This is a genomic window from Streptomyces pallidus (ex Mingjun et al. 2026) (assembly GCF_051550185.1).
In the GTDB taxonomy this organism is placed as follows: Bacteria; Actinomycetota; Actinomycetes; order Streptomycetales; family Streptomycetaceae; genus Streptomyces.
Window position 1 is genome coordinate 4,583,301 of the sequence record NZ_CP196181.1, and the last position, 21,616, is coordinate 4,604,916.

16 protein-coding genes are annotated in these 21,616 nt (G+C 74.5%); 8 read left to right on the forward strand and 8 right to left on the reverse strand.

The window, feature by feature from the left end:
* Position 1: 1 nt before the first annotated feature.
* Positions 2-3,298 (reverse strand): S41 family peptidase, encoded by a 3,297-nt coding sequence (locus tag ACSHWO_RS20305; RefSeq protein WP_385805953.1) that lies wholly within the window; start codon positions 3,296-3,298, stop codon positions 2-4.
* 163 nt (positions 3,299-3,461) lie between these two features.
* On the opposite strand from ACSHWO_RS20305, the gene ACSHWO_RS20310 reads away from it, so the two are divergent.
* Both ACSHWO_RS20310 and ACSHWO_RS20315 read left to right on the forward strand, forming a co-directional pair.
* Positions 3,462-4,052 (forward strand): TetR/AcrR family transcriptional regulator, encoded by a 591-nt coding sequence (locus tag ACSHWO_RS20310; protein ID WP_361099826.1) that lies wholly within the window; start codon positions 3,462-3,464, stop codon positions 4,050-4,052.
* 117 nt (positions 4,053-4,169) lie between these two features.
* Complete coding sequence (locus ACSHWO_RS20315) at positions 4,170-6,383, forward strand: MMPL family transporter (protein WP_438313588.1); 2,214 nt, start codon at positions 4,170-4,172, stop codon at positions 6,381-6,383.
* A gap of 147 nt (positions 6,384-6,530) precedes the next feature.
* Here the strand turns inward: ACSHWO_RS20315 and ACSHWO_RS20320 are convergent, their stop codons facing one another.
* The gene (locus ACSHWO_RS20320; protein ID WP_385805948.1) at positions 6,531-6,962 is read right to left on the reverse strand and encodes an SsgA family sporulation/cell division regulator; all 432 of its coding nucleotides are present in this window, start codon (positions 6,960-6,962) and stop codon (positions 6,531-6,533) included.
* A 183-nt stretch (positions 6,963-7,145) separates the two neighbouring features.
* Between ACSHWO_RS20320 and ACSHWO_RS20325 the strand changes: the two genes are divergently transcribed.
* The 4 genes from ACSHWO_RS20325 to ACSHWO_RS20340 are packed head-to-tail and all read left to right on the forward strand — an operon-like array spanning position 7,146 to position 11,025.
* The gene (locus ACSHWO_RS20325) at positions 7,146-8,258 is read left to right on the forward strand and encodes an energy-coupling factor ABC transporter permease (protein WP_438313590.1); all 1,113 of its coding nucleotides are present in this window, start codon (positions 7,146-7,148) and stop codon (positions 8,256-8,258) included.
* A 1-nt stretch (position 8,259) separates the two neighbouring features.
* Entirely contained in the window at positions 8,260-9,021 is a 762-nt protein-coding gene (gene cbiQ / locus ACSHWO_RS20330; RefSeq protein ID WP_385805944.1) for a cobalt ECF transporter T component CbiQ, read from the forward strand.
* Positions 9,009-9,806: an energy-coupling factor ABC transporter ATP-binding protein gene (locus ACSHWO_RS20335; RefSeq protein WP_438313593.1), complete on the forward strand. Its 798-nt coding sequence runs from the start codon at positions 9,009-9,011 to the stop codon at positions 9,804-9,806. Before cbiQ ends, ACSHWO_RS20335 begins: the two co-directional genes overlap by 13 nt.
* Before the next feature lie 28 nt (positions 9,807-9,834).
* A complete protein-coding gene (locus ACSHWO_RS20340; protein ID WP_438313595.1) occupies positions 9,835-11,025 on the forward strand; it encodes a serine hydrolase domain-containing protein in 1,191 nt (396 codons plus the stop codon).
* 337 nt (positions 11,026-11,362) lie between these two features.
* On the opposite strand, the gene ACSHWO_RS20345 is transcribed toward ACSHWO_RS20340, so the two are convergent.
* The 6 genes from ACSHWO_RS20345 to rsmI all read right to left on the reverse strand — a co-directional run bounded on the left by ACSHWO_RS20345 (position 11,363) and on the right by rsmI (position 17,785).
* Positions 11,363-12,283 carry a 4-(cytidine 5'-diphospho)-2-C-methyl-D-erythritol kinase gene (locus ACSHWO_RS20345; RefSeq protein WP_385805938.1) on the reverse strand — a complete coding sequence of 307 codons (921 nt, stop codon included), beginning with the start codon at positions 12,281-12,283 and terminating at the stop codon, positions 11,363-11,365.
* On the reverse strand, positions 12,280-13,191 hold the full coding sequence (gene rsmA, locus ACSHWO_RS20350; protein ID WP_404241020.1) for a 16S rRNA (adenine(1518)-N(6)/adenine(1519)-N(6))-dimethyltransferase RsmA: 912 nt from the start codon (positions 13,189-13,191) through the stop codon (positions 12,280-12,282). Before rsmA ends, ACSHWO_RS20345 begins: the two co-directional genes overlap by 4 nt.
* The gene (locus ACSHWO_RS20355; RefSeq protein WP_438319184.1) at positions 13,188-14,567 is read right to left on the reverse strand and encodes a ubiquitin-like domain-containing protein; all 1,380 of its coding nucleotides are present in this window, start codon (positions 14,565-14,567) and stop codon (positions 13,188-13,190) included. The genes rsmA and ACSHWO_RS20355 overlap by 4 nt, the downstream gene beginning before the upstream one ends.
* A gap of 738 nt (positions 14,568-15,305) precedes the next feature.
* Positions 15,306-16,253 (reverse strand): TatD family hydrolase, encoded by a 948-nt coding sequence (locus ACSHWO_RS20360; RefSeq protein WP_361099702.1) that lies wholly within the window; start codon positions 16,251-16,253, stop codon positions 15,306-15,308.
* A gap of 10 nt (positions 16,254-16,263) precedes the next feature.
* Entirely contained in the window at positions 16,264-16,776 is a 513-nt protein-coding gene (locus ACSHWO_RS20365) for a hypothetical protein (protein ID WP_385805931.1), read from the reverse strand.
* Between the two features lie 139 nt (positions 16,777-16,915).
* Positions 16,916-17,785: a 16S rRNA (cytidine(1402)-2'-O)-methyltransferase gene (rsmI, locus tag ACSHWO_RS20370; protein WP_361099821.1), complete on the reverse strand. Its 870-nt coding sequence runs from the start codon at positions 17,783-17,785 to the stop codon at positions 16,916-16,918.
* Between the two features lie 198 nt (positions 17,786-17,983).
* Between rsmI and ACSHWO_RS20375 the strand changes: the two genes are divergently transcribed.
* Both ACSHWO_RS20375 and ACSHWO_RS20380 read left to right on the forward strand, forming a co-directional pair.
* A complete protein-coding gene (locus ACSHWO_RS20375; RefSeq protein WP_438313598.1) occupies positions 17,984-19,750 on the forward strand; it encodes a dolichyl-phosphate-mannose--protein mannosyltransferase in 1,767 nt (588 codons plus the stop codon).
* Between the two features lie 168 nt (positions 19,751-19,918).
* On the forward strand, positions 19,919-21,553 hold the full coding sequence (locus ACSHWO_RS20380; RefSeq protein ID WP_438313600.1) for a penicillin-binding transpeptidase domain-containing protein: 1,635 nt from the start codon (positions 19,919-19,921) through the stop codon (positions 21,551-21,553).
* The last annotated feature ends 63 nt before the right edge of the window (positions 21,554-21,616 follow it).

The window sequence follows — 21,616 nt, forward strand, 5'->3', positions numbered from 1 at the left end:
ACTAGCGCGGCGGCAGCTTCGGCCGCCGCAGGTCGGGGACGTCCTCGTAGCCCGGCGGGACCGCGGCCGGCTCCTGTTCGAGGAGCTCCAGGGCCAGGTGCACGGCGTCGTCGAGCTGCGCGTGGCGTCCCTCCGCCCAGTCCAGCGGGGTCCGCAGGATCGCGAAGTCCGGCTCCACGCCGTGGTTCTCCACCGACCAGCCGTACTCCGGGAACCAGGCGGCGTTCATGGGCACCGTGATGATCGTGCCGTCGCCCAGCGTGTGGCGGCCGGTCATGCCGACGACGCCGCCCCAGGTGCGCTGGCCGACGACGGGGCCCAGGCCCAGCAGTTTGAAGGCCGCGGTGATCATGTCGCCGTCGGAGGAGGTGGCCTCGTCGGCCAGGGCCACGATCGGGCCGCGGGGCGCGTTGGAGGCGTAGCTCACCGGCTGGGCGTTGCGGGTGAGGTCCCAGCCCAGGATCGAGCGGGTGAGCTTCTCCACCACCAGCTCGCTGATGTGCCCGCCCGCGTTGCCGCGGACGTCCACGATCAGCGCGGGCCGGGTCATCTCCATCCTGAGGTCCCGGTTGAACTGCGCCCAGCCCGAGCCGCCCATGTCGGGGATGTGCAGGTAGCCGCACTTGCCGCCGCTGACCTCGCGGACCACGGCGCGGCGCTTGGACACCCAGTGCTGGTAGCGCAGCGGCCGGTCGTCGATCAGCGGGACCACCGCCACGCGGCGGGCCGCGCCCTCGCCCTCCGCCGGGGCGAAGGTCAGCTCGACGGTGGTGCCGCCGGCCGCCGCCAGCAGCGGGTAGGGCCCGGTGACCGGGTCGACGGGCCGCCCGTCGACGTGGGTGAGGACGGCGCCCTCCCGGATGCCGGTGCCGGCCAGCGGGGAGCGGGCCTTGGAGTCGGAGGCCTCGCCGGGCAGGATCCGGCGGACGACCCAACCCCCGTCGCGGGGCACGAGGTCGGCGCCGAGCAGCCCGATGGGCCGCTGGTAGTGCGGCGGGCCCTCGTTGCGGCGGGCGGGCGAGACGTACGCGTGCGAGGTGCCGAGCTCGCCGAGGACCTCGCGCAGCAGGTCGGCGAACTCGTCGGGGGAGGCGACCCGTTCGACGAGCGGCCGGTACTGGCGCAGCACGCCGTCCCAGTCGATGCCGCACATGTCCGGTTCCCAGAAGTAGGCGCGGATCAGCCGGCCCGCCTCCTCGTAGGCCTGCCGCCATTCGGCCGCCGGGTCCGCCTCGTGGTGGATGCGCCGCAGGTCCAGGTAGACGGTGGAGTCGCCGTCGCCGGCCTCGGTGGCGGGGACGGCCCGCAGGTCGCCGTCGTCGTTGAGGACGAGCCGGGTGCCGTCGCCGCTGACCGCGAACCAGTCCAGTCCGGAGGCCAGTTCGGTCTTGCGGGCCTTGGTGATGTCGAAGTGCTCCAGGGTGGGCTTGCCGCTGGTGTCGGCCGGGTTGGCGAAGGTCTCGCCGAGCGCGCCGGAGATCGGCCAGCGCAGCCACACCAGCCCGCCGCCGTGCACCGGGTACAGGGCCGAGTACTTGGACGCCGTCACCGGGAACGGGGTGACGCGGCTCTCCAGGCCCTCCACCTCCACGGTCACCGAGCCGTCGCCCTCCTCGCCGGACACCCCCTCCGCCGGGTCGAGTCCGCCCGCCGCGGGGCGGCCGTCGGGGGTGAACGCGAAGGGCGAGGGCGTCGCCGAGGACAGCGGCACCAGGTACGGGCGGCAGCCCAGCGGGAACGACAGGTCGCCGGTGTGCACGTCGTAGACCGGGTCGAAGCCGCGCCACGACAGGAAGGCCAGGTAGCGGCCGTCGCGGGTGAAGACCGGGTTCTCGTCCACGAAGCGGCCGCTGGTGACGTCCACGATGTTCCGCGCGCCGGGGCCGAAGATCCGGGCCATCTTGATCTGCCGCAGCGCGTGCCCGACGCCCGGGTGCGACCAGGTCAGGAACGAGCCGTCGGGGGAGAACGCCAGGTCGGTGACGGGCCCGTTGACGGAGCGGATGAGCTCGGTGACCTCGCCGGTCGACTCCTCCGTCGCGTCGATGAGCAGCAGCCGCCCGTCGTGGGAGGCGATCGCGAGCCGCTCCCCGGCCGGGTCGGCCACCATCTCCAGTACGCGGCCCAGCTGCCCGGAGGCCAGCCGGCGCGGCTCCCGGTCGCCGGACGCCCGCGGCAGGTAGGCGATCTCGACGGCGTCCTCGCCCTCGGCGTCCGTGACGTACGCGACCTGCCCGCCCGTGCCGAGCATCTCGGGCTGCCGCACCCGTACACCCGGGGTGTCGGCGAGCGTCCGGGCGGGGCCGTCGCGGTGGGTGAGCCAGTACAGGCTGCCGCGGACGACGACGGCGCTGGCCCGGCCGGTGGTGTCGACGGACAGCGAGTCGACGTGGCTGCCGGCCGGCACCTGGTAGGTGCGCCGGCCCGCCCGCGGGCCGCCGAGGCGGACGTCGAGTCGGCGCGGGGCGGAGCCGGGGGCGAGCGAGTCGACGAGCCAGAGCTCGCCGGCGCACTGGTAGACGACGCGGGAGCCGTCGCTGGAGGCGTGGCGGGCGTAGAACTCCTCGTGGTCGGTGTGCCGGCGCAGGTCGGTGCCGTCGGGCAGGCAGGAGTACAGGTTGCCGATGCCCTCGTGGTCGGAGAGGAAGGCGATCCGGCCGGCGACGAACATGGGCGCGTCGAGGTGGCCGCCGAGGTCCTCCAGCAGCCGCTTGCCGTGCAGCCACAGCCGTCCGGTGGCGCCGCCGCGGTAGCGCTTCCAGGAGGCCGGCTCGTGCGGGGGCTTGCCGGTCAGCAGCAGGGTGCGCCGCCCGCCGGGGCCCTCGCCGTTGTGCTCCTCCTCGTGCACCGCGATGTCCGAGACCGGGCCCCAGGGGAGCTTGCCGCCGGGGGAGCCGTCGGTGGGCACGCGGTAGGCCCAGGCGAAGTAGGAGAACGGCTGCCCGTGCGAGGACACGGCCAGGATGTCGCTGCGGCCGTCGCTGTCGGGAGGGGTCCAGCCGCAGACCCGGGTGTCGGTGGCGCCCCAGTAGGTGAGCCGGCGGGCCGGGCCGCCCTCGACGGGCGCGAGGTGGATCTCCGGATCGAGGCTGCGCCAGGTCGTGTACGCGATGTGGCGGCCGTCGGGGGAGAAGCGGGGGTGGCCGACGCGGGTGCGGTCGACCGTGATCCGCCAGGCCCGGCCGGGGCTCTCGCCCTCGGGGACGAGCGGTGCGATCCACAGGTCGTCCTCGGCGGCGAAGCACAGCCGGTCGTCGTGGAGGTGCGGGAAGCGGAGGTATGCGAGGTCATGACTCACCCCACAATGCTTTCCGCGCGGGAGGGCCCCGGCAACTCGTACAGGTGATCCACGCCACCACCGGAAGCGAAACGGAACGGTTTCGTTTCGTTCGGGGTGGAGGTATCGTCGTACCTGTACGACGTGAAGTATGAAACGGTTTCGTTCGAAGGGAGCTGCCGTGGTGTCCGACGAGGTCTCGTCGCGGCGCAGCCGCATCACCCCCGAACGGGAGGCCGAACTCCACGGAGCGGTCCTCGACCTGCTGCGCGAGGTCGGCTACGACGCACTGACCATGGACGCCGTCGCCGCCCGCACCAAGTCCAGCAAGGCCACCCTCTACCGCCAGTGGGGGAGCAAGCCGGAGCTGGTCGCGCGGGCCCTGCGCTGCACGCAGCCGGTCTCCCTCGGGGAGATCGACACCGGCAGCCTGCGCGGGGACTTCGGCCTCATGGTCCAGCACTCCGACGACGCGCAGATGGCCAAGGACACCGCCCTGATCCGGGGCCTGGCCCATGCCGTCCACACGAGCCCGGAACTCCACCAGGCCCTGCGGGAGCTGCTGATCGACCCGGAGATCACCGGACTCCAGGTCATGCTCCGACGGGCCGTCGACCGGGGTGAGATCGCCCCGGACTGTCCGGCCCTCGATTTCGTACCGCACCTGCTCATCGGGTCCTTCATCGCGCTCCCGCTGATCGAGGACCGGTCCGTCGACCGGGTCTTCCTCGCCGAGTTCCTCGACGCCGTGGTCTTCCCCGCCCTCGGCGTCTGAGCCACCCGCAACACCGTTCCTGCTGCTCCTGACACGCCGCTCTCGTCGTCGGGCCGGCTCCCCATGCCCTGATCCGTACCCGGATACATCCCACGACCAGAACGGGAGACCGCCTCCGTGGCCACCTTCCTCTACCGCCTCGGCCGGGGCGCCTTCCGGCGCCGCGGCCTCGTCGCCCTCATATGGGTGGCGCTGCTGTTCGCCGCCGGCTTCGGCGCGGCGTCGGCCGGCGCGCCCACCTCCGGCTCGTTCTCGATGCCCGGCACGGAGGCCCAGAAGGCCTTCGACGTGCTCGACGAGAAGTTCCCCGGCATGTCCGCCGACGGCGCCTCGGCCCGCATCGTCGTCAAGGCGCCGCAGGGCGCCAAGATCACCGACGCGGCGAACAAGGCCCAGGTCGAGAAGATCGTCTCCGGCCTCCAGCAGGGACCGGGCAAGGCCCAGGTCGCCACGGTCGCCGACCCCTTCCAGGTGCAGGCCGTCAGCCAGGACGGCTCCACCGCCTACGTCAGCGTGAAGTACACCGTCAGCGGCATGGAGCTGAAGGACGACACGCGCGAGGCGCTCACCGGGTCCGGTGACGCCGCCAAGGCAGCCGGACTGACCGTCGAGATCGGCGGCGACGCCCTGATGACGGCCCCCGAGACGGGCTCCGGCGAGGTCATCGGCATCGCCATCGCGGCGATCGTGCTGGTCGTCACCTTCGGCTCGCTGGTCGCCGCCGGGCTGCCGCTGCTGACCGCGCTGATCGGCGTCGGCATCGGCGTCTCCACCATCACCGCCCTGGCCAACGTCCTCGACCTCGGCACCACCACCTCCACCCTCGCGATGATGATCGGCCTCGCGGTCGGCATCGACTACGCCCTCTTCATCGTCTCCCGCTACCGCGTGGAGCTCGCCGAGGGCCGCGAGCGGGACGAGGCCGCCGGCCGGGCCGTCGGCACCGCCGGCTCCGCCGTCGTCTTCGCCGGCCTGACCGTGGTCATCGCCCTGGTGGGCCTGGCCGTCGCCAACATCCCGATGCTGACCAAGATGGGCCTCGCCGCGGCGGGCACCGTGGTCATCGCCGTCCTCGTCGCCCTCACCCTGGTCCCGGCCATCCTGGGCTTCGCCGGCAAGAAGGTGCTGCCGGCCGGTACGAAGAGCAAGCTGTTCGGCAAGGGCCGCCCGGCCGGCGCCGAGTCCAGGGCCAACGCCGGCACCCGGTGGGCCCGCTTCGTGCTGCGCCGCCCGGTGATCGTCCTGCTCGTCGGCGTGATCGGCCTCGGCGCCATCGCCGTCCCGGCGGGCAAGCTGGAGATGGGCCTGCCCGACGACGGCGCCCAGCCGGTCTCCACCACCCAGCGCCGGGCGTACGACCTGCTCTCGGAGGGCTTCGGCCCGGGCTTCAACGGCCCGCTGCTGGTCGTCGTCGACGGCGACAAGAGGCTCGCCGACGAGACCGAGGCGCGCATCAAGGGTCTGGACGGCGTGGCCGTGGTCGTGCCGCCGACGCCCAACCAGGCCGGCGACGCCGCCGTGATCACCGTGATCCCGAAGGACCGCCCGTCCTCCGTGCAGACCGAGGCCCTCGTCCACGAGATCCGCGAGGGCAGCGGGGACGACGTCCTCGTCACCGGCGCCACCGCGATGAACATCGACTTCTCGCAGAAGATGGACGACGCCCTGCTGCCCTACCTGGCGCTCGTCGTCGGCCTCGCCTTCCTGCTGCTGATGGTCGTCTTCCGGTCGATCCTGGTCCCGCTCAAGGCGGCCCTCGGCTTCCTGCTGTCCGTCGTCGCCGCCCTCGGCGCGGTCGTCGCGGTCTTCCAGTGGGGCTGGCTCGGCTCGGTCTTCGGGGTGGAGCAGACCGGCCCGATCATGAGCATGATGCCGATCTTCATGGTGGGCGTCGTCTTCGGCCTGGCCATGGACTACGAGGTCTTCCTCGTCACCCGGATGCGCGAGGCGTACGTCCACGGCGAGCGTCCGGGCCAGGCCGTCGTGACCGGCTTCCAGTACAGCGCCCGGGTGGTCGTGGCCGCCGCCGTGATCATGATCGCGGTGTTCGCCGGGTTCATCGGCGCCAGTGAGCAGATGGTGAAGATGATCGGCTTCGGTCTGGCCGTCGCCGTCTTCTTCGACGCCTTCATCGTCCGCATGGCCGTCGTCCCGGCGGTGCTCGCCCTGCTCGGCCACAAGGCCTGGTGGCTGCCTCGCTGGCTGGACCGGCTGCTGCCGAACGTGGACGTCGAGGGCGAGAGTCTGCGCAAGCACCTGGAGGCCACCGGCTCCGCCGACGGTCGGGACGCCGGGGGCCGGGACGGGGACCGCGAGCTGGTCAACGCCTGACCGGTGCCGGTGCCGGTGCCGGTGCCGGTGCCGGTGCCGGTGCCGGGGTGCGTACCGCACGGGGCCCGGCTCCGTACCCGGACGATCCGAGGGGATCGCCGGGTGCGGGGCCGGGCCCTTCGGCGTGTTCCGGCCCGGGCGGGCCCGTTACGCCGACCGGGTGGCGGGGGCGTACGTGCGACGCAGGAAGCGGCGCAGCGCGGCACTGTCGAACTGGATGACCGCCACCCCTTCCGGCGAGTGGAACTCCACGACCGCCTGGACGCGGCCGCAGGGCCAGATGCGCACGTCGCCCGTCCCGGACGGGGCCTGGAGGCCGGCCTCCAGCAGGGCCCGCGGGAAGACCCACTCGTTGTCGGTGCCCTCGGGCGAGAGGCCCGCGGGGAAGACGATCCGTACGGCGAGCGGCTCGGCGGGGGCGAAGCGCAGGGCGACCGGGATCTTCCGGTAGAGCGGGTCGTCGGTGATCACGCGGGCGGTGACGCGCTCCTCGACGGCGGTCGTGGCGGCGGCGGTCGCGGTGGCGGTCGCGGCCGTGGCGGTGGCGGGCCCGGGGGGATTCTCGGCGGTGGCAGACATCGACAAGACTCCTCGAATCGGAACAAAGCAGTCCGTATTCCCTTCAGCCTCGCACATTCCCACGAAGCTGCGAACAGGCATTTGTCGTGCCGCCGCTCTTGCCAGCAGTTTGCAAGTAGGGACTATTCTTGAACGGTTAAAGATTTTGTCAGCTCAAGGACCGCAGGAAGCGGAGCCAGCCTCATGCACGTGCCCGACGGATTCATCGACGCCCCCGTCTCCCTCGCCGCCGGCGTCGCCGCCGCCGGCGCGGTCGCCGTCAGCCTCCGTGGCGCCCGCAGGGAGCTCGACGAGCGGACCGCCCCGCTCGCCGGCCTCGTCGCCGCCTTCATCTTCGCCGTCCAGATGCTGAACTTCCCCGTAGCCGCCGGCACTAGCGGACACCTCCTCGGCGGGGCGCTCGCCGCGATACTCGTCGGCCCCTGGACCGGCGTGCTCTGCGTGTCCGTCGTCCTGCTCATGCAGAGCGTCCTGTTCGCCGACGGCGGGCTCACCGCCCTCGGCGTGAACGTCGTCAACATGGCCGTCGTGACCGTCGTCGTCGCCTACGCCGTCTTCCGCGGCCTGGCCCGGCTCCTGCCCCGCACCCGGCGCTCCGTCACCGTCGCCGCCTTCGCGGGGGCGCTCGTCTCGGTCCCCGCCTCCGCGGCCGTCTTCACCCTCCAGTACGCCCTCGGCGGCACCACCGACGTGCCCCTCGGCAAGGTGCTCACCGCCATGGTCGGCGTGCACGTCCTCATCGGCATCGGCGAGGCCGCCATCACCGCCGCGACCGTGGGCGCCGTCCTCGCCGTCCGGCCCGACCTGGTCCACGGGGCGCGCGGGCTGACCGCCCCGCTGAAGCTGCGCGTCGGCGGCGAGCTCGTCGACGCCCCGGCGCAGACCGCCGCCCCGGGCGCGACGCCCGCCCCGGGCGCGACGCCCGCCCCGGGCGCGCCCGCGCCCGCCGGCCGCTCGGCGAGGAAGGTGTGGGGCGCCGGCCTGGCCACCGCCCTCGTCCTGGCTGGCTTCGTCTCGTTCTACGCCTCCGCCGCCCCCGACGGCCTGGAGAAGGTCGCCGCCGACCAGGGCATCGACCAGAACGTCCGCGAGCACGCCGCGGCCGGCTCCCCGCTCGCCGACTACGGCGTCAAGGACGTCGACGACGCCCGCCTCTCCGGCGGCCTCGCCGGCGTGATCGGCGTCGGCGCCACCGTCGCCGTCGGCACCGGCGTCTTCTGGGCCGTGCGCCGGCGCCGCACCGCCGCCCCCGCGCAGACCGCCGCCCCCACCGCTGCCACCCCCTCGGCCGGCTGACGTGGGAGCGGGCCACGCCCACCGGCTCTACCGGCACGCGGACTCGCCCGTCCACGCGCTGCCGCCGCACTGCAAGATCGTCGCGGTCTTCGCGTTCGTCCTGGTCGTCGTGTCCACACCGCGCGAGGCGGTGTGGGCCTTCGGCCTGTACGCGGTCCTAGTCGCGGCCGTCGCCGCCACCGCCCGCATCCCGGCCGGGCTCCTGCTGCGCCGGATGCTGATCGAGGTCCCGTTCGTCCTCTTCGCCGTCCTCATGCCCTTCGTGGCACAGGGAGAGCGGACCGAGGTGCTCGGGCTGTCGCTGAGCGTCTCCGGTCTGTGGGGCGCCTGGAACGTCCTGGCCAAGGGCACCCTCGGCGTCGCCGCCTCCGTCATCCTCGCCTCGACCACCGAACTGAGGGAGCTGCTGCTCGGCCTCCAGCGGCTGAAGCTGCCGACCCTCCTCGTCCAGATCGCCTCCTTCATGATCCGCTACGGCGACGTGGTCACCGACGAGCTGCGGCGGATGTCCGTCGCCCGGCGCTCCCGCGGCTTCGAAGCCCGCGGCGTCCGGCACTGGGGGGTGCTCGCCAAGACGGCCGGTGCCCTGTTCATCCGCTCCTACGAACGCGGCGAACGGGTCCACCTCGCGATGGTCAGCCGCGGCTACACCGGCTCCATGCCGGTGATCGACGAAGTCGTCGCCACCCGCACCCAGTGGGCGCGGGCGGCCGTACTCCCGGCGGCGGCCCTCGCCGTCTGTGTGATCGGATGGACCCTGTGACGCCTCCCGCCTCTCCCGCCTCCTCCGCCCCGACGGCAGCCGCCCCCTCCCTCCAGGTCTCCGGCCTCGCCTACGCCTACCCCGACGGCCACCAGGCCCTCTTCGGCGTGGACCTGACCGTCGGCCGCGGCGAGCGGGTCGCCCTGCTCGGGCCCAACGGCGCCGGCAAGACCACCCTCGTCCTCCACCTCAACGGCATCCTCGACGGCGGCGTCGGCAGCGTGGCCGTCGCCGGCCTGCCCGTCGAGAAGCGGAACCTCGCCGAGATCCGGCGCCGGGTCGGCATCGTCTTCCAGGACCCCGACGACCAGCTGTTCATGCCGACCGTCCGAGAGGACGTGGCCTTCGGCCCGGCCGCCGCCGGAATGCGCGGACCGGAGCTGGAGCAGCGGGTCCGGGAGGCCCTGGAACAGGTCGGCATGGCCGGCTTCGCCGACCGGCCCCCGCACCACCTGTCCTTCGGGCAGCGGCGGCGCGTCGCCGTGGCGACCGTCCTCGCCATGCGGCCCGAGATCCTCGTCCTCGACGAGCCCTCCTCCAACCTCGACCCGGCGTCGCGGCGCGAACTCGCCGACATCCTGCGCTCGCTCGACGTGACCGTGCTGATGGTCACCCACGACCTCCCGTACGCGCTGGAACTGTGCCCCCGCTCCGTCGTCCTCAGCGAGGGCGTCATCGCCGCCGACGGACGCACCCAGGACCTGCTGTGCGACGAGCAGCTCATGCGCAAGCACCGCCTGGAGCTTCCCTTCGGCTTCGACCCGCGCTCGGTGCCCGCGGCATAACCGCAGGCCCGTCGTGGTTGGACCGCTCGTGGACATCCAAGGTCAGGTGGCGGAGGGCTTCGAGGCCGTCCGGGACGCCTTCATACGCAATTTCGAGGTGCTCGGCGACCGGGGCGCGGCGGTCGCCGTCTACCGGGACGGCCGACGGGTCGTCGACCTGTGGGCTGGCGTCCGGGACGTGGACGCGGACGGCGCCGGTGCCGAGGGTGCCGGGGCCGTGCCGTGGAGCGGGGGCACGGCCCAGATCGTCCGCTCGGCCACCAAGGGCGTGGCCGCCGTCGTTCCGCTGCTGCTGCACCAGCGCGGCCTGCTGGACCTCGATGCGCCCGTGGGCGCGTACTGGCCGGAGTTCAAGGCGGGCGGCAAGGAGCGCGCCCTCGTCCGGGACCTCCTCGCGCACCGGGCGGGCGTACCCGCTCTCGACGTGCCGCTGACGCCGCAGCAGGCCGCGGACGGGCTGACCGGGGCGCGGGCCGTCGCCGAACAGCGGCCGTTCTGGGAGCCGGGCGCGGACCACGGCTACCACGCGCAGACCTACAGCTGGCTGCTCTCCGAACTGGTGCTGCGGGTCACCGGCGCCTCGCTCGGCAAATGGCTCGCCCAGGAGGTCACCGGACCGCTCGGCCTCGACTTCTGGATCGGGCTGCCGGAAGCGGAAGCGGCGTCCGGGCGGGTCGGCCGGGTCGGGGCCGTCGCGGCGCCGGAATCGGCCGGGGCGCTGCGCACGCGGCCGCGGCGAAACGTTTCCGAGGCGTACGCCGACCCCGAATCGCTGACCCGGCGCGCCTTCGCCGCGATCACGCCGCTCGCCGACGAGAACGCCCCCGAGTACCGGGCCGCCGAACTCCCCGCCTCCGCGGGCATCGGCACCGCCCGTGCCCTGGCCGGGCTGTACGCGGCGCTGCTGGGCGACACGGAGGACGGCCCGCGCCTCTTCACCCCGCAGACGGCGGCCCTGGCCGGGCGGGAACTCTCGTCCGGCCCCGACCGCGTCCTGGTGGTCAACACCCGCTTCGGGCCGGGCCACATGCTCCACAGCCCCGCCTCGCCGATGCTGACCCCGGCCTCCTTCGGCCACCCGGGCCGTGGTGGTTCCCTGGGCTTCGCCGACCCCGAAGCCGGCATCGGCTTCGGCTACGTCACCAACGCCCTGGCCACGTCGGTCACCGCCGACCCCCGGGCCCAGGCGCTGCTCCGCGCCCTCCGTACCTGCCTCTAGCCCGCCGCCTCGGGACCCCGCCGCCTCCGGTGCCGGGCCCGGTCCGGGGCAGCCCCGTCGGGCCGACCCACCCTGCCGGACCCGCGGCCAGCCGGGCGGAGCCCGGTCGAGGCGGGGGCCCGACACACCACCCGGGGAGTGCGGCCCTGCGGGGCTGTTCCCCTCCCCGCCCTTCCCCCGTTCCCCGGGCTCCGCCCGGACCCGGTCCGGCCGTTGCCGGGGGCGGGTAGATTCAGCCAGCCGGCGGTGGCGTGCCCGGTGCCGCCGGAGCGGTGAACCGCGCCCGGAGGCGGGTGCGGGCCGAGGCGGCCCCGCCGGCGTCTGAGGCGGACCCGCGTCAGGGGAGGAGGGCGGCGCCGGGGGCCGGGCTGGTGGTGGTGCGGGTGGCCCGGCAGGTGCCCGAGGCCTCCAGGGCCGCGGCCACCTTGGCCGCAGCCTCCTCGTCCCGTACCAGGAACGCCGTCGTCGGGCCGGAGCCCGAGACCAGGCTCGCCAGGGCGCCCGCTTCGACGCCCGTCGACAACGTGCGCTCCAGGTCCGGGCGGAGCGACAGCGCCGCCGGCTGGAGGTCGTTGGCCAGGGTCGCGGCCAGGGCGTCCGCGTCACCGGAGGCGAGGGCCGCCAGCAGGGCGGGGGAGGCCTGCGGCGCGGCGACGTCCCGCCCCTCGGCCAGCCGGTCGAACTCGCGGAACACCGCCGGGGTCGACAGGCCGCCCTCGGCGACCGCGAAGACCCAGTGGAAGGAACCCGCCTCGACCGGGGTCAGCACTTCACCGCGCCCGGTGCCGAGCGCCGCCCCGCCGATCAGGCTGAACGGCACGTCACTGCCCAGCTCCGCGCAGATGTCGAGGAGGTCCTCGGTCGGCGTGTTCAGCCCCCAGAGGATGTCGCAGGCCAGCAGCGCGCCCGCGCCGTCCGCGCTGCCGCCGGCCATGCCGCCCGCCACCGGGATGTTCTTCGCGATGTGGATGTGGACGGCGTCGTCCGGGCGGCCGGCGCGGGCCGCGAGGAGCTGTGCGGCCCGCGCCGCCAGGTTCGTCCGGTCCAGGGGGACCTGGTCCGCGTCCGGGCCCGAGCAGGTCACCGTCAGCTCGTCGGCCGGGGTGACCGTCACCTCGTCGAACAGCGACACCGCGAGGAAGACGTTCGCCAGGTCGTGGAACCCGTCCGGCCGGGCCGCGCCCACCGCCAGCTGGACGTTCACCTTCGCGGGGACCCGTACCGTCACGCCCGCCGCCGTACCGGCCGCGGCGCTCACAGGGCCGGCCGTTCCGCGTGGGCCGGCTTGTGCTCGGCGATGGCGGCGAACTCCTCCACCGTCAGCGACTCCCCGCGCGCCTGCGGGGAGATCCCGGCGGCGACCAGGGCGGCCTCGGCTCCGGCGGCGGACCCGGCCCAGCCGGACAGTGCGGCCCGCAGCGTCTTGCGGCGCTGCGCGAACGCCGCGTCCACGACGGCGAACACCTCCGCCTTCGAGGCGGTCGTCCCGATCGGCTCGGCGCGGCGGACGAGCGACACCAGGCCCGAGTCCACGTTCGGCGCGGGCCAGAACACGTTGCGGCCGATCGCTCCGGCCCGCTTCACGTCCGCGTACCAGTTCGCCTTGACCGACGGCACCCCGTACACCTTGTTGCCCGGCCGGGCGGCCAGCCGGTCGGCGACCTCGGACTGCACCATGACCAGGGTCCGCTCGATGCTCGGGAACCGGTCCAGCATCGTCAGCAGCACCGGCACGGCCACGTTGTACGGCAGGTTCGCGACCAGCGCGGTGGGCGGCGGGCCCGGCAGCTCCTCGACGAGGAGCGCGTCGGAGTGGACCAGCGCGAAGCGGTCCTTGCGCTGCGGCATGCGCGCCGCGATCGTCGCCGGCAGCGCGGCGGCGAGGACGTCGTCGATCTCGACGGCGGTGACCCGGTCGGCGGCCTCCAGCAGCGCGAGCGTCAGCGAGCCCAGGCCCGGCCCGACCTCGACGACCACGTCGTCGGGCCGGACGTCGGCGGTGCGCACGATGCGCCGCACCGTGTTGGCGTCGATGACGAAGTTCTGGCCCTTCTGCTTGGTCGGACGCACGCCGAGGGCGTCGGCCAGCTCGCGGATGTCGGCCGCGCCGAGGAGGGCGTCAGGGGCGTCAGGGGTTCTGTCGGGCTGCTGCTCTGCGGTGCTCACCGGTAAAGCCTACGGCCGCAGTGCGGCCACGGAGTCGCCCCCCGCTGCACGTACAGCTTCTTCGCCCGGTACGTCTGTTCCGCGCCCGAGGCGTCCTGCGGGCGGCCGCTGCCGCCGAGCGCCTGCCAGGTGCGGACGTCGAACTGGTACAGGCCGCCGTACGTGCCCGACGGGTCCGTCGCGTCGGGCCGACCGCCCGACTCGCACTGGGCCAGCGCGTCCCAGTCGAGGTGGTCCGCGCCCGCGACGGACGGCGGCAGCGGCTTCGTGCCGACCTTGACGAGCTGGGTGACGGGCTCGCGCACGGTCTCCTCCGCGACCTGGCGGGGGGTCTGGCGGACGCCGTTGACGGTGCGCAGGACGTAGGTGACGCGCCGGGTGCCGGCGCGGCCGGGCTGCTCGACGACCTCGGTGCCGGCGAACAGGGTGTCGTCCTCGACGCGTTCGGTCTCGAACGGGATGCGCTCCTCGCGGACCTCGCGGGTGCCGGTGATGCGCAGCACGGTGACGGTCTGGCCGTCGCGGGGGAACGAGTCGGGCGGGACGGAGGTGGTGTCCTGGCCGTTCAGGGTGATCCCGGCCTGGCTGAGGGCCTCCTGGACGGTGGCGGCGTTGGTGCGGACGGTGGTCTCGTCGCCGTCGGCCATGAACGTGACGCTGCGCTCGGTACGGACGGCGAGGGTCAGGCCGGCGCGGGGGACGGGCGCGGTGCGCGGGGCGGAGAGGTAGGCGCCCTCGACGCGGATCCCGAACTGGCGCAGCGCCCCCTCGACGGTGTCGGCGGTGGTCCAGACCTGGCGGCTCTGTCCGTCGAGGGTGAGCTGGAGGGGGCGGCCGTAGCGGACGACGACCTCGTCGCCGTCGTCGAGGGCGGCCCCGCGGGCCGGGGCGACGAGGTCGTGGGCCCCGACGCCGAGGCCCTCGGAGGCGAGGAGTTCCCCGACGTCGTCGGCGAAGGTGTGGAGGGTCCGGGACTGGCCGTCGACGGTGAGGCGGACGGACTTGTCGGCGGCGACGAAGGCGGTGGTGCCGCCGGCGAGGAAGGCGACGACGAGCGCCTGCGGAACGATCCGCCGCCAGGCGGCGGGGACCGCGACGGAGCCGGGGACCGGGCCGGGGACGGCGCGGTGGGTGGGTGCGGGGCCGAGGGCGGGTGCGGGGCCGTGGGCGGGTGCGGATGCGGGGCCGGGCGGGGGGCCGAAGCCGGGCCCGGTGGCGTGGCCGGCGGTGGCGGGCTCGTCCCGCTCGTCCGGTGCGGGGGCGCGCCGTCGGCGGCCGGTGCCGGGGGCTGCGGTGCCGGGGGCGCCGGGCCCGTGCGGGGTCTCGGGTGGTGCTCCCGCGCGGCGGCGGCCCGTCCCGGGTGCGGTCACGGCCAGGGCCACCGGGGCGACGGCCTCCGCCGGCCCGGTCCGCCCGCGGGCCCGCCGCCCCGGCAGGGCCGGCTCCGGCGGCTTGCGCCGGCGGGCGGCCCGTCGCGGCCCGGGGAGGCCGCCCTCGGCCGCTCCCGCCGAACCGTTACCGCTGCCCGGATCCGGTGCCGGCCCGGGACCCCGCCCGGGCCCGCCGCCCGGGTCGGCCCCGGGCCCGGGATCCAGCGCCAGGTCCAGCGCCACCGCCAGGGCCTCGCCGGGCGGCCCGGCCGGCACTCCCGCACCGCCGCCCGGTCCCGCACTGGCCGGGCGGCGGCCCGGGCCGGGTCCCGCTCCGGTTCCGGCCGTGGGATGCCATCCGGGTGCCGTGGCCGCGCCCTTGTCCCGGGCCGGATCCGGTGCGGTCGCCGGGGGGCGTACGGTGCCGGCGGGCGCGGTGCCGGCCGGCACGCGGCGGCGGGGCCAGGGGTCGGCGAGCCAGGACGGGCCCTCGTCCAGGATGGGGCCGGCCGCCTGGAGGGCGGTGGTGGCCGGGCCGGGGGGCGGCGCCGCGTTCCCGGGCGGGGCCGCGTAGGGAGGCCAGGGGAGGCGGGGGTCGGCGGCGGGCCCGTAGGCCCCGGTGTAAGGACTCTCGCTCACGACGCTCGCTCCACTGGTCCGGCCCGCCTTCGGTTTCGGGCACGGCACCCTAGCGGAGCCGTCGTGACTCTCCCAAGTCGTGCAGCTACACAGCGTGTCGGGGCTTCAGTAGGCGAAGGCGCGGGCCGTGTTCGCCGCCAGGGCGGTGGCCATCGCGTCCTCGTCGATCCCGCGGACGGCGGCCATCGCCCGGACCGTCAGCGGAACGAGGTACGGCGCGTTCGGCCGTCCGCGGTACGGCGCCGGAGTGAGGTACGGGGCGTCCGTCTCGACCAGGACCAGCTCCAGCGGGGCCACCGCGAGGGCGTCCCGCAGCGGCTGGGCGTTCTTGAAGGTGACGGTCCCGGCGAAGGACATGTAGTAGCCGGCGGCCGCGCACTCCCGGGCCATGTCGGCGTCGCCCGAGTAGCAGTGGAAGACCGTCCGCTCCGGCGCGCCCTCCTCGCGCAGCACGCGCAGGACGTCCGCGTGGGCGTCGCGGTCGTGGATGACCAGGGCCTTGCCCTGCCGCTTGGCGATCTCGATGTGGGCGCGGAACGAACGCTCCTGCGCCGCCATGCCCTCCGGGCCGGTGCGGAAGTAGTCCAGCCCCGTCTCGCCGACGGCCTTCACGTGGTCGAGCTTCGCGAGCGCCTCGATCTCGGCCAGCGCCTCGTCGAGCGCGGCCTCGCCGCCGCCCGCCCGGGCGCCCTGACGCGACCAGCCTCCCCCAGCCCCAGGGGGCTGGGAGGTGCCCCCAGGGTCGCCCAGGACGATCCGCGGGGCTTCGTTCGGGTGCAGGGCCACCGCCGCGTGGACGTTCTCGTACGCGGCGGCGGTCTCGGCGGCCCAGCGGGACCCCTTCACGTCGCAGCCCACCTGCACGACGGTGGTCACCCCGACCGAGGCGGCCTTGGCGAGACCCTCCTCGACGGTGCCGGACTGCATGTCCAGGTGGGTGTGCGAATCCGCCACCGCCACGCGGAGCGGTTCCGGCAGCGGCGGCGGGGTGTCGCGGGCGTCCCGGTCGTTCCGGGTGCCCTTGGCGGAGGCGGAGGGGCTGGCAGGGCTCATACGGCCGATCTTATGACCGGCGCAGCTTCCGCAGCAGGCGGGCGAGCGGTCCGCGGCGCTTCTGCTCGCCGTTCAGCTCCGCGTCCACGGGCACCGGGCCGGGGCTGTCGTGCGCCGGCCTGCGGTGCTGCTTCGGGGATCGCGGCTCGTTCGCCCCGGCCGGCACGGGGCCGGCGATCCCGGGGGCGATGCGGTGGTGCCACAGCTTGTCGATCGTGCCCAGGACGGTCGATACCTGCCCCGCGCGCATGATCCGGACGACGTGGCCGCCGCAGTTCTGGCAGGTCGGGTTCGACAGCGGGGAGGGCACCCGCTCGCCCTCCACCGTGTACAGGATGAAGGGCCGGCCCTGGCCGTCGGTGTGGTGCTCGATCTCGTAGCCCTGCTCCCAGCCGAAACCGCACTTCATGCACGCGAAGGAGTAGGCCTCGTGCACGATCCGCACATCGGGGGCCACGGGCGGGTGTGCCGGGGTCGGTACGGGTGCGGGGGCGGGTATCGAGGTGTCTGCGATCTCACTCATGCCAGCTCCTCTTGCTTCCACTGTGCCATTGCCAGTGGACGCCTCTTCGGGCGGGAGCGCATCAGGCCATGTCCAGTGTTGGACGGTCCTTGGGCGACTCATGCCCAAAGTGCCCGGCACGGGGCCTGAGCTTTGCTTTTCAGATTAGCTCTTTACCATCCTGCGGCCTGTTTCCGGCCGCATTCTTTGCCGCGACCACTGCGTCGAAGACCTCTCGCTTGGGTACTCCGGCCTCGGCCGCGACCGCCGCGATGGCTTCTTTTCGCCGCTCTCCCGCCTCCTCGCGCACCCGCACCCGGCGCACCAGCTCCTCGGCGTCCACGTCGCCGGGTCCGGCGGCGGGGGCGCCCTCCACCACGATGGTGATCTCCCCGCGCACGCCTTCGGCGGCCCAGGCGGCGAGCTCGCCGAGACCGCCCCGCTTCACCTCCTCGTACGTCTTGGTCAGCTCGCGGCAGACCGCTGCCCGCCGGTCGGGGCCGAACACCTCGGCCATGGCGGCGAGGGTGTCGTCGAGCCGGTGCGGGGCCTCGAAGTAGACGAGGGTGCGCCGCTCGCCCTCGACCTCGCGCAGCCGGCCGAGGCGCTCGCCGGCCTTGCGGGGCAGGAAGCCCTCGAAGCAGAACCGGTCGACGGGCAGCCCGGACAGGGCGAGCGCGGTGAGGACGGCCGACGGCCCCGGCACGGCGGTGACCCGGACGTCCTGCTCCACGGCGGCGGCGACCAGCCGGTACCCGGGGTCGGAGACGGACGGCATGCCCGCGTCGGTGACCAGCAGCACCCGCTTGCCGTCCCGCAGCGCCTCCACCAGCTCGGGGGTGCGCGCCGACTCGTTGCCCTCGAAGTACGACACGACGCGCCCCGTGGTGTGCACGCCGAGGCCCTGGGTCAGCCGGCGCAGCCGCCGGGTGTCCTCGGCGGCGACGACGTCGGCCCGCTCCAGCTCGGCCGCCAGCCGGGGCGGGGCGTCGGCCAGGTCGCCGATCGGGGTGCCGGCGAGGACGAGCACGCCCGCCCCGGAATCGCGGGCGCCGCCCGAGGCCCGGGAGGCGGCGGGGTGAGCGGGGGTTTCGGAGCCGAGGGGCTGGTCAGTCGTCACCCGTCCATCCTCTCAGCCGGGCCGGCCGCCCCCGCCCCACCGCCCGGCGCGGGCACCGGCGGTCTGCGGCACTGGGGTTCGCACAGCCGCGTTCCCTACCATGACCCGGTGACCAGTACCGCGACGCCGCCGCCCAGCCCCGCGGGGGCCCCGCCCGCCCCGGTCGGGGAGCGCGAAGAAGAGCCGTCCTCCTGGCTGCGCCGCCTGCGCGGCTTCGGCTACGCGCCGCCCGCCGGCGCGCCGCGGCCGGATGTCCGCGCCCGCCTGGTGCCCCCGTACACCCGGCCCTCCGCGCAGCTGTGGGCGGCGCTCGGGATCCCCGCCACGGCGGCGGGGACCTGGCAGCGCGTCATGGCGTGGCTCGGGCCGGTGCTGGTGGCGCTGGTCGCCGGGGTGCTGCGGTTCGTGAACCTGGGCAGCCCGAAGGCGGTGATATTCGACGAGACGTACTACGCCAAGGACGCCTGGGCCACCATCCGGCAGGGCTACGAGGCGAGCTGGCCCAAGGACATCGACAAGTCGATCCTCGCCAACCCCGACGGGGTCGCCCTGCCCGCGGACCCCGGCTACGTGGTGCACCCGCCGGTCGGCAAGTGGGTCATCGGGCTCGGCGAGTGGATGTTCGGCTTCGACCCCTTCGGCTGGCGGTTCATGACCGCCCTGCTCGGCACCCTGTCGGTGCTGATGCTGTGCCGGATCGGGCGCCGGCTGTTCCGCTCCACCTTCCTCGGCTGCCTGGCGGGCACGCTCCTCGCCGTGGACGGCCTGCACCTGGTGATGAGCCGCGCCGCCCTGCTCGACCTGGTGCTGATGTTCTTCGTGCTGGCCGCCTTCGGGGCGCTGCTCATCGACCGGGACCGGGCGCGGGCCGCGCTGGCGGCCGCGCTGCCGGTGGACGACGAGGGCCGGACCAGACCGGACGCGGCCGTCGCCGAGACGCTGCGGCTGGGCTGGCGCCCGTACCGGATCCTGGCGGGCGTCTGCCTGGGCCTGGCCTTCGGCACCAAGTGGAACGGCCTGATCGTGCTCGCCTTCTTCGGCGTGCTCACGGTGCTGTGGGACGCGGCCGCGCGCCGCACCGCCGGGGCCGGGGCCCCGTACGCGGCGATGCTGCGCCGGGACGCGCTGCCGGCGTTCGTCTCCACGGTCCCGGTCGCGATCGCGGTGTACCTGGCCTCCTGGACGGGCTGGATCCTCAGCCCGGACGACGGCAAGGGCGGCTACTTCCGCGACTGGGCCGCCAAGCAGGACCAGGGCAGCGCCCTGTCGTTCCTGCCGGAGTGGCTGCGCAGCCTGTGGCACTACGAGACCGAGGTCTACCAGTTCCACGTCGGCCTGACCTCGGGGCACACCTACGAGTCGAACCCGTGGAGCTGGCTGGTCCTGGGCCGCCCGGTCTCCTACTTCTACGAGTCCCCCGACCCCGGCACGGACGGCTGCCCGGCGACCGAGGCCGGCAAGTGCGCCCGCGAGGTGCTGGCCCTGGGCACGCCGCTGCTGTGGTGGGCGGGCTGCTTCGCGCTGCTGTACGTGCTGTGGCGGTGGTTCTTCCGCCGCGACTGGCGGGCGGGCGCGATCGCCTGCGCGCTGGGCGCGGGCCTGCTGCCCTGGTTCAACTACCAGGAGCGGACCATCTTCTTCTTCTACGCGGTGGTCTTCGTCCCGTACCTGTGCCTGGCGGTGACGATGACGATCGGGGCGCTGCTGGGCCCGGCGGGCTCGTCGGAGCGCAGGCGGGCGCTGGGCGCGATCGCGGCGGGCGTGCTGGTGCTGCTGATCGTCTGGAACTTCATCTACTTCTGGCCGGTCTACACGGGCGAGACGATCCCGATGGACTCCTGGCGCAGCCGCATGTGGCTGGACACCTGGGTCTAGCGGGCTCGCGAGGCAGGATCGAGGGCCGGTGCCGGGTCGGTGCCGGCCCTCCGGAATATCTCCCTCCCGTAACAAGATGTGCACGACACGCGTACGCCGCGTAAGGTCCGTGCCAAGGGGGCTTTGAACGCGTTCAGGGTTCCGGGGGACCGAAGGGGAGGACGTGACGTGAACGGGGCGGCGAAGGGGGCGGTCATCGGCGGGGTGTTCCTCGCGATGATGGGCGGAGCCGGGTACGGGGTCTACGCGATGGTCGACGGGGCCGGCAGCCACGGCGGCGACGGCAAGGGCGCCGAGAGCCGGGCCGCGCAGGGCAGCGGCCCGATCACCGAACGGGAGGCCGCGGGCACCGCCAAGGCCTTCCTCGACGCCTGGGCCGCCGGGGACGCGGCCGCGGCGGCCCGGCTGACCAACAACCAGCAGGCCGCCCAGACCGCGGTCGCCGACTACCGGGACCGGGCCCACGTCTCCAAGGCCGTCATCACGCCGGGCGCCGCGACCGGCGCCAGCGTCCCCTTCACCGTCGCCGCGGAGGTCACCTACGAGGGCGCGACCAAGCCGCTCGCCTACGCGTCCACGCTGACCGTCGTCCGCGGCGTCACCAGCGGCAAGCCCCTCGTCGACTGGCAGCCCTCGGTCATCCACCCGCAGCTCGGCAAGGACGAGAAGCTGCGCGCCGGGGCCCCCGCCACCCCGCCGGTCAAGGCGGTCGACCGCAACGGCGAGGAGCTCACCGCCGAGAAGTACCCCTCGCTGCGCCCGGTCCTCGACCAGCTGCGGCAGACGTACGGCGGCAAGGCCGGCGGCCGGGCCGGGGCCGAGCTGTGGATCGAGCCGGCCGCCCAGGACGCGCCGAAGCGCACCCTGCTGACCCTGGCCGAGGGCGAGCCGGGCACGCTGCGGACCACCCTCGACGCCGCGGTGCAGGCCGCGGCCGAGAAGGCCGTCGCCCGGTACCCCGAGGCCTCGGTGGCCGCCGTCAAGCCGAGCAACGGCGACATCCTGGCCGTCGCCAACCACCGCAGGGACGGCTTCAACGCGGCCATGGAAGGCGCCCGCGCCCCCGGCTCCACCATGAAGATCGTCACGGCGGCGATGCTGATCGACCGCGGCAAGGCGGGGGCGGACCAGCCGGCGGAGTGCACCAAGGAGGCCTCCTGGGGCGGCCGCTCCTTCCACAACCTGAAGAACTTCGACCTGCCCGCCGACGCCACCTTCGCCACCGGCTTCGCCCGCTCCTGCAACACCACCTTCATCAAGCGGATCGACGACGTCCACGACGACGCGGCCCTGTCGAAGGAGGCGCGGGAGGTCTTCGGCATCGGACTCGACTGGAAGACCGGCGTCCGCTCGGCCGACGGCAAGGTCCCCGAAGCCACCGGCGCGTCCGCCGCCGCGGCCTACATCGGGCAGGGGCAGATCACCATGAACCCCCTCAACGTCGCCTCGCTCACGGCCACCGCCCGCAGCGGCCAGTTCCACCAGCCGGTGATCGTCGCGCCCGACCTCGACGGCCGCCCGATCGCCCGCGCCGAGCGCCGCATGAAGCCCGCCGTGGCCCAGCAACTGGTGCGCATGATGAAGCTGACCGCCTCCAGCGGCACCGCCGCCGAGGTGATGGGCACCGTACGCGGCTCCGACAAGGGCGCGAAGACCGGCTCCGCCGAGGTCGACGGCGCGGGCAGCCCCGACAGCTGGTTCACGGGCTTCAGCGGCGACGTCGCCGCGGCCGCCATGGTCGAGGCCGGCGGCCACGGCGGCGACGCGGCCGGACCCGTCGTCGCGGCCGTCCTCAACTCCTGACCCGGCCGCCCGGGTCCGGGCCCGGGAGCCGCGCTACCCAGAGCGGAAATGAGTAGCAGCACC